At 53.7% G+C, this 8,408-nt stretch carries 8 protein-coding genes; all 8 read left to right on the top strand.

Annotation, left to right across the window (positions count from 1 at the left end):
* The first annotated feature begins 418 nt into the window (after positions 1-418).
* The 8 genes from rpmH (at position 419) to noc (ending at position 8,352) form a co-directional block, all read left to right on the top strand.
* Positions 419-553 (top strand): 50S ribosomal protein L34, encoded by a 135-nt coding sequence (rpmH, locus tag NFU03_RS15320; protein WP_251639995.1) that lies wholly within the window; start codon positions 419-421, stop codon positions 551-553.
* Between the two features lie 342 nt (positions 554-895).
* Positions 896-1,240 carry a ribonuclease P protein component gene (rnpA, locus tag NFU03_RS15315; protein ID WP_251639994.1) on the top strand — a complete coding sequence of 115 codons (345 nt, stop codon included), beginning with the start codon at positions 896-898 and terminating at the stop codon, positions 1,238-1,240.
* Between the two features lie 74 nt (positions 1,241-1,314).
* Entirely contained in the window at positions 1,315-2,103 is a 789-nt protein-coding gene (gene yidC / locus NFU03_RS15310; RefSeq protein WP_251639993.1) for a membrane protein insertase YidC, read from the top strand.
* On the top strand, positions 2,100-2,924 hold the full coding sequence (jag, locus tag NFU03_RS15305; protein ID WP_251639992.1) for an RNA-binding cell elongation regulator Jag/EloR: 825 nt from the start codon (positions 2,100-2,102) through the stop codon (positions 2,922-2,924). Before yidC ends, jag begins: the two co-directional genes overlap by 4 nt.
* A gap of 255 nt (positions 2,925-3,179) precedes the next feature.
* Positions 3,180-4,565 (top strand): tRNA uridine-5-carboxymethylaminomethyl(34) synthesis GTPase MnmE, encoded by a 1,386-nt coding sequence (mnmE, locus tag NFU03_RS15300; protein ID WP_251639991.1) that lies wholly within the window; start codon positions 3,180-3,182, stop codon positions 4,563-4,565.
* A 57-nt stretch (positions 4,566-4,622) separates the two neighbouring features.
* Positions 4,623-6,512, top strand: coding sequence for a tRNA uridine-5-carboxymethylaminomethyl(34) synthesis enzyme MnmG (mnmG, locus tag NFU03_RS15295; RefSeq protein WP_251639990.1), 1,890 nt, complete (start codon positions 4,623-4,625; stop codon positions 6,510-6,512).
* A 56-nt stretch (positions 6,513-6,568) separates the two neighbouring features.
* The gene (rsmG, locus tag NFU03_RS15290) at positions 6,569-7,285 is read left to right on the top strand and encodes a 16S rRNA (guanine(527)-N(7))-methyltransferase RsmG (RefSeq protein ID WP_251639989.1); all 717 of its coding nucleotides are present in this window, start codon (positions 6,569-6,571) and stop codon (positions 7,283-7,285) included.
* Positions 7,286-7,491: 206 nt separating this feature from the next.
* Positions 7,492-8,352 (top strand): nucleoid occlusion protein, encoded by an 861-nt coding sequence (gene noc, locus NFU03_RS15285; RefSeq protein WP_251639988.1) that lies wholly within the window; start codon positions 7,492-7,494, stop codon positions 8,350-8,352.
* Positions 8,353-8,408 lie beyond the last annotated feature (56 nt).

The raw sequence follows: 8,408 nt of genomic DNA, 5'->3' as shown, positions 1-8,408 counted from the left end.
CCACAACTTATTAACAATTGTGGATAACGAGTATTGTATGGAATTATATGCACAGCAAAATCCTTCTCATTGTATCAGGAAATCTCTTGCATCGCAAGGGATGGCTTAGGTTATTCACATGGCCCGCAAATGTGGATAGAAACGTTATCCACAAGGCGGGGTATGTGAAAAAGTTGTCGACAAACCATGAAACTTGAAAAATCCGGCTGGCGAAAAATGCACAGCAGGGTTTTTCAGGCTGCGGATGATGTGTGGATAACTATTTGTGCTTCCAAAAGCGGGGATAAGCCGGCGGATCCGACGTGATGAGAAACTTGGCTGAAAAACCGTTTGACAAGGAAGCAGATGACAGCTATACTTGTCAAGACTGTTATATGCAGGTGCAAGAGAGTCAGTAAAGCAGGAGGTGTCTTCTACTATGAAACGTACGTATCAACCAAATAAACGTAAACGCAGCAAAGTCCACGGCTTCCGTGCACGGATGAGCTCGAAAAACGGACGCAGAGTCCTTGCAGCCCGTCGCAGAAAAGGAAGAAAAGTTCTTTCAGCGTAAGCCACTGAACATTCAGTGGTTTTTTTTTATGTCCACGGCCGACTATATAGTATGGATATGGCGGATTAACGAGCAACCGTTGATCTCCGTTCCAGGCGGACGCTTTCCGGGGGGCTCGATCTCAGCCTCCTCGGTCGCTTCGCTCCCTCCGGGGTCTCAATTAGCTCGCTGATCCCGGGCCTCCAGGACGGAGGTCATGCAGCCTTTGCCGCAGGACGCGGCGTACTTAGGCTGCCCAGGAGTCGCCGCCTTGCACTCCGACCAACTAAGCGTATATATAAAACAACGCGGTCAATCCGCCATAACCAGAAAACCAACCACGCGATGAAGCAGGTGCCTGTAATGAAGAAAAAACAGCGGATCAAGAAGAATGAAGAATTTCAGAAGGTGTTCAAACACGGCAAGTCGTTCGCAAATCGCCAGTTCGTCGTCTACGTCATGCCCGCGGTAGGACGGGAAGAGTTCCGGATCGGCCTGTCCGTCGGCAAGAAGATCGGCAACGCGGTGACACGCAACCGCATCAAGCGCTACATCCGGCAGACATTCCTCGAATTGAAGGACGAACTGCGCCAGGATCGGGATTACGTCATCATCGCACGACACCCGGCAGCCGGCTTCGACTTCCATGAAACGAAGAAAAGTCTGCAGCACGTATTGCGGATTGCACGCGTCCTGAAGAAGAAGTAGAAGTGACCGAATCGTTCGTGATACACTGACACTAATCTGACGAGAAAACTGAAAAAGGGTTTGGGGGAACTACATTGAAGAAAAAAGCAGGGCTGCTGATCATGCTGACGGTCATGTCCGTCGTATTGGCCGGCTGCGGAGATTTCAAAGAGCCGATATCGGCGTCCAGTGAAGGGATTTGGAGCAAGTACATCGTCTGGCCGCTCGTATCGCTGATCGAGACATTCAAGGAACTGCTCGGTACATACGGGCTCGGAATCATCGCCGTGACAATCATCATCCGCCTCATTTTGCTGCCGCTGACATTGAAGCAGACGCAAAGTTCGAAGCAGATGCAGGAAATCCAGCCGAAACTGGCCGCATTGAAAGAGAAGTACAAATCGAAAGACGCCGTCACCCAGCAGAAATACCGCGAAGAGATGCAGGCGGTGATGACTGAAAATAAAGTGAACCCGGTGGCAGGCTGTCTGCCGGTCATCGTGCAGATGCCGATCCTGATCGGTTTCTATCACGCAATCAGCCGGATGAATGCGACACCTGAAATCCCGCTAGGCAATTTCCTCGTATTCGACTTGGCGGCACCGAGCATCGTGCTCGCCGTCACCGCCGGACTGATGCAGTTCGTCGTCCTGCGCACGGGTCCCGCGATGGATAACCCGCAGATGAAAGTGATGATGTACATCATGCCGATTTTCATCATCGTAATCGGAACGATCATGCCGGCAGCCCTCGCGCTGTACTGGGTTGTCGGGAACATCTTCTCGGTCATCCAGAACTTCTTCATCTATAAGCCATTCAAGAAGAAGGAAGTTGTTATAGAACAGACGAAACCGAAGGCAAAAGGGGGAACGAAGCGGAAATGAGTGAGATCAGACAGACCGGCAAGTCCGTGGACGATGCAATCGCTTCAGCACTGGAGAAATTGAACGCTGTACGGGAACAAGTCGATGTCCGAGTGATCACCCGGGGAAAGAAAGGATTCCTCGGCTTCGGCGCAGTGCCAGCCGAAGTCGCCGTGACCCGCCTGCCGGAGCCTGATGTACAGGAACCAGCAGAGGAACTTAATGAAGAACTGAATGAAGGACTGAAAAAAGAGCCGGCCGCTGAAACGCCAGAGATGCCGGAAGAAACAGCACCGGCACCAGCGGATGACGAAACACAGCCGGACATCCCGGCTGCCGTCCTGCAAGACGATCCTGCTGAAGAGCCGGCCGGTCCGGAACGTTCCGATGAAGAGATCGAGGCGGAAACGACAGCCTATCTGCAGGAAGTGGTACAGGATATGGGCGTCGATGACCTGTCGATCACATGCAATCTGGACGGCAAGGTCATGGATTTCCAGCTCGACAGCGAAAAGGCGGCGTTCCTGATCGGCAAACGGGGAGCGACGCTGAATGCGCTCCAGCAGCTCGCCCAGCTGATCGCGAACAAAGGAACCGGAACGTACAAAGTCGTGCGCCTGGACGTCGGGGACTACCGGAAACGCCGGGAAGAGTCGCTGGAGCTGCTGGCGGACCGCATGGCGGACAAAGCTGTGCGAAGCGGCCGAAAAGTCGAACTTGAACCGATGCCTTCAAATGAGCGGAAAGTGCTGCACAACGCCCTCGCTGACCGTCTCGATATCGAAACGTATTCCGAAGGCAAGGATCCGCGCCGCTATCTCGTCATCGAACCGATCAAATAACGAAAAACAAAACTGCCCGGCAGTGCCAATACAGGCGCTGCCGGGCAGTTTTTTGTGTTGAAAATCCCCGGAAATCAGCGGACATACGAGTGCCGCGGTCCACCCCGTGAAAAAAGTTTTCAAGTTATCCACAAAAACGGCAGATTCCATGCTAGGACTTGCGGCAGATTTGTGATAAAATTTATCGTTAGATAGTTGTGCCCGGAAACAGGTTATGCACATGTGGATAACGACAGGTCAGGAAGGTGAGTCAGCGTGCAGTTTGATACAATCGCGGCGATTTCGACGCCGATGGGAGAAGGGGCGATTGCAATCGTCCGGATTAGCGGGGACGAAGCCGTGCAGATCGCCGATCGGCTGTTCCGTTCGCCGTCTTCGAAAAAATTAGTGGATGCCGCTTCCCATACGATCCATTACGGTCATCTGGTGGATCCATCGACGGGGGAAACCGTCGAAGAAATCATGGTGTCTCTGATGAAAGCACCGAAAACGTTCACACGGGAAGACGTCGTGGAACTGAATTGCCACGGCGGCCTGGTGTCCGTCAACCGGGTCTTGCGGCTCGTGCTGCAATTCGGCGCACGACTCGCAGAACCTGGCGAATTCACGAAGCGTGCATTCTTGAATGGACGGATCGACTTATCACAGTCGGAAGCGGTCATGGACCTTATCCGTGCAAAAACGGACAAGGCGATGAATGTCGCCCTCAACCAGATGGACGGCAAGCTGTCGCGGCTGATCGGAAGCTTGCGCCAGGCATTGCTCGAAACGCTTGCGCAAGTGGAAGTGAATATCGATTATCCGGAATATGACGACGTCGAAGAGATGACAATCCCGCTCATGATCGACAAGGGTCAGTGGGTGAGGAGCGAAATCGACCGGCTCCTTTCGACATCTTCCCAAGGACGTATTTTGCGGGAAGGGCTTTCGACCGTCATCATCGGCCGTCCGAATGTAGGGAAATCCTCCTTGCTGAACAGCCTCGTCCAGGAAAATAAAGCGATTGTTACTGACATAGCAGGGACAACTCGTGATATTATTGAGGAGTATGTCAATGTCCGGGGTGTGCCGCTGAAACTGGTCGACACAGCCGGGATCCGAGAGACGGAAGATATCGTCGAACGGATCGGCGTGGAACGGTCACGCCAAGTGCTGAAAGACGCGGATCTCGTCATTCTGCTGCTGAACGGGGCCGAAGTCCTGACGCCGGAAGACGAACGGCTGCTGGAAACGGTCCGTCCGATGGATGCGATTGTCGTCGTCAACAAGACCGACCTTCCGCAGCAGCTCGACTTGCCGCACGTCCGGCAGCTGGCTGGCGAAAAGCGTGTTATCACCGCTTCCATCCTGCAGGACGAAGGGGTGGACGAACTGGAACAGACGATTGCCGAGCTGTTCTTCGGCGGCGGCGTGGAAGCGCAGGACCCGACATACGTCTCGAACGAACGGCACATCGCCTTATTGCACCAGGCCCGGGCGTCCATCGATGACGCGCTGGCGGCGGCGGAAGCGCGCGTGCCGATCGACATGATCCAGATCGACATCACCCGCACATGGGAATTGCTTGGCGAAATCGTCGGCGATACCGTGCAGGACAGTCTGATCAATCAGCTATTTTCACAGTTCTGCCTCGGGAAATAAACAATTTGACAGCAGGCACTTGACCTGCTGATTCATAGATAGGAAGGATGAACGAGCATGCCACAATTTGAAGCAGGCACGTTCGATTGCATAGTGATCGGTGCCGGCCATGCTGGCGCAGAAGCAGCCCATGCAGCTGCACAAATGGGGGCACGCACACTGGTGCTCACCATGAACCTCGACATGATCGCGTTCATGCCGTGCAACCCGTCCCTCGGCGGCCCTGCAAAAGGGATCGTCGTCCGGGAGATCGATGCACTTGGCGGCGTCATGGGGAAAGTGATCGACAAAACCCACATCCAGATGCGGATGCTGAATACAGGGAAGGGACCGGCTGTACGGGCGCTCCGTGCGCAGGCCGACAAAGTCCTCTACCAGCAGGAAATGAAACGGACGCTCGAAGATCAGGAAAACCTGTCCCTTCACCAGGGCGTCGTTGAAGAGCTCATCGTCGAAGATGGGGAAGTCAAAGGGGTCATCACCCAAATCGGAGCAGTGTACCGTGCGAAAACGGTCATCATCACGACCGGCACATTCCTTCGCGGCGAAGTCATCATCGGCGACCTTAAATATTCAAGCGGGCCGAACAACCAGATGCCGTCGATCGGCCTGGCGGACAGCCTGCGTGACCTCGGCTTCGACACCGTTCGTTTCAAGACCGGAACACCACCGCGGGTCAATAGTAAAACGGTCGATTTCAGCAAAACGGAAATCCAGCCGGGCGACGAAGAACCCCATGCCTTCAGTTTCGAAACGACGGAATTCATCACCGACCAGCTCCCTTGCTGGCTGACGTATACAACACCGCTCACCCATCAGCTTATCAATGACAACCTGCATCTTTCACCGATGTATTCTGGCGTCATCAAAGGGAAAGGGCCGAGCTACTGTCCGTCCATTGAGGATAAGATCGTCCGATTCGCCGACAAATCGCGCCACCAGATCTTCCTCGAGCCGGAAGGACGCAATACGCGGGAAATGTACGTGCAAGGCCTGTCAACGAGCCTGCCGGAGCATGTCCAGCGTAAAATGATCGAAAGCGTGCCGGGACTCGAAAAAGCGGAAATGCTGCGTGCCGGCTATGCGATCGAATACGATGCAATCGTGCCGACGCAGCTCTGGCCGACACTCGAAACGAAAAAGATCCGGAACTTGTACACCGCCGGGCAGATCAACGGGACGTCCGGTTACGAAGAAGCAGCTGCACAAGGCATCATGGCCGGCATCAACGCAGCCTGTAATGTCCTCCAAAAAGAGGAAGTTGTCCTTGGCCGTGCGGATGCGTATATCGGCGTCCTGATCGACGACCTCGTTACCAAAGGGACGAGCGAGCCTTACCGGCTGCTCACGTCCCGTGCTGAATACCGGCTGCTGCTGCGACACGACAATGCAGATCTCCGTCTGACAGAAACGGGCCATTCGCTCGGTCTGATTAGCGAAGAACGTTATGCTGCATTCCTGTTGAAGAAACAGCAGATCGAAGAAGAGATCGAACGGCTGCGGAGCATTTCCGTTAAACCGGAGGCAGCCGTACAAGGAATCATTGAAGCGGCAGGCGGTACACCGCTCCGCGAACCGATGAAAGCGGCAGACCTGCTGAAGCGTCCGGAGATGAAGTACTCCGAAATCAGCAGAGTCATACCGGCTGAAGTCCCGTGTTCGAAAGAAGTGGCCGAGCAAGTGGAGATTTCCATCAAGTACGAAGGCTACATTGAAAAAGCGATGCAGCAAGTCACTCGTATGAAAAAAATGGAGAACAAGCGGATTCCGGACGGCATCGATTACCACGCCATTTCAGGTCTTGCGAAAGAAGCAAGGGCCAACCTGAGTGAAGTGCGGCCGCTGTCCATCGCGCAGGCCTCCCGGATTTCCGGAGTCAACCCGGCGGATGTTTCCATTCTGCTTGTCTACATTGAACAGGGCAAAATCGCTAAAATATCCGGCTAACCCTCAGCTAATACGGATATCCAGTCCGTATTAGCTTTTTTGAAAGGTGGATTCCAGTGAACGAAGAACAATTCATTCAAGCGCTTCAAGAGAAGGGCATCCAGCTGTCCGACAAGCAGGTTTCCCAGTTCCGTACGTATTTTGACCTGCTCGTCGAATGGAACGAAAAGATGAACTTGACGGCGATCACCGACAAACCATCCGTCTATCTGAAACATTTTTACGACTCCATCTCTGCCGCTTTTTTCACCGATTTCACAAAAGAGGCGACAGTGTGCGACGTCGGCGCGGGAGCCGGTTTTCCGAGCATTCCGCTGAAAATCTGTTTCCCTGATCTCCGGGTGACGATCGTCGATTCGCTGAATAAGCGCATCACGTTCCTCCACGAGTTGGCTGACCAGCTCGGACTCGACAATGTGCAGTTCGTTCATGCCCGTGCAGAGGAATTCGGACAGAACCCGGCTTACCGGGAACAGTATGATATCGTCACTGCCCGAGCTGTCGCCAGACTCAGCGTACTCGCTGAACTATGCGTCCCTGCGCTGAAAGTGGGAGGCCGTTTCGTCGCCATGAAAGGGGCAGCGGCTGAGGATGAACTTGCCGATGCAAAAAAAGCACTTGAAACTCTCGGCGTTGTGTTAGAAGATAAACATACATTCTCGCTTCCTCTTGAGGCGAGTGAACGGACTGTATTCGTATTTACCAAACATAAGAAAACGCCTAAAAAGTATCCACGAAAACCCGGCACGCCAAACAAGACGCCAATCCAATAACCTGTTTCACGTGGAACATTGCAGGCCAATTTGAAGAAACAGCAGTTCTGAGGACTCTTTTTTTCGTATAGGCGGTCGGTCAGTACATGACAGGACTGTTGCCATTCGGTTCAAGCTTGCGAGCGGATGGCGGGTGATACTCATTCTCTCTGCAGCGATTGAGCGGAATGACAACAGAGGATAGTCTTAAGAAGGTGGTGTCTGGAATGAAAAATACCTTTTCACGGTTTTTCGGCAGTGGTGAAAAAGAACTCCCTCCCATAGAAGAAGCGGAGCCGATGGCGAACGAGTCGGTGGAGAAGATCCAGATCGAGCGGATTTCCCCGAACCGGTTTCAGCCGCGTACCATCTTCTCGGAAGAAAAGATAGAAGAGCTGGCACGTACAATCCATACCCATGGCATCATCCAGCCGATCGTCATCCGGCAGGCAGAGGAAGGGACGTACGAAATCATCGCGGGCGAACGCCGTTACCGGGCCATGAAGAAACTTGGCTGGACGGAAGTGCCGGCCATTGTCCGGAACCTCGATGACAAAGAGACAGCGTCAATTGCGTTGATTGAAAACCTGCAGCGGGAAGAATTGACGGCGATTGAAGAAGCATACGCGTATGAACAATTGCTGGAACTCCACGCGCTCACGCAGGAAGCGCTTGCACAGCGGCTCGGGAAAGGCCAGTCGACCATCGCCAACAAGATGCGTCTCCTCAAACTCCCCGAAGAGATCAAGCAGGCGATCCTGTCAAAGGAGCTGTCAGAGCGCCATGCGCGCGCACTGATCGCCCTGAAAGACCCAGAACTCCAGCAGCGGATCTTCCAGGAGACGTTGGAAAAGGGACTGAACGTCAAGCAGCTTGAAGCCCGGATCCAGGAAGTGCTGAAGCCGGCGGAAGACAAGAAGAAACAGGCTCCGAAGCGGAAATCGGTGAGCAAGGATGTCCGGATTGCCGTCAACACGATCCGCCAGTCGCTGACGATGGTGACGAAAAGCGGTATCGACTTGACGACGGAAGAAGAGGACTCGGAAGACTTCTACACATTCACCGTGAAGATTCCGAAGTCAAAATGATGAAATAGACGCCCAATGACTCTTGCACGGTTGCCTGCAGGAGTTTTTGTGCTGTT

The organism is Sporosarcina sp. NCCP-2716 (genome assembly GCF_023707985.1).
Taxonomy (GTDB): Bacteria; Bacillota; Bacilli; order Bacillales_A; family Planococcaceae; genus Sporosarcina.
The sequence above is the reverse complement of the archived record's forward strand: the minus strand, read 5'-3'. Positions and strand labels throughout refer to the sequence as shown.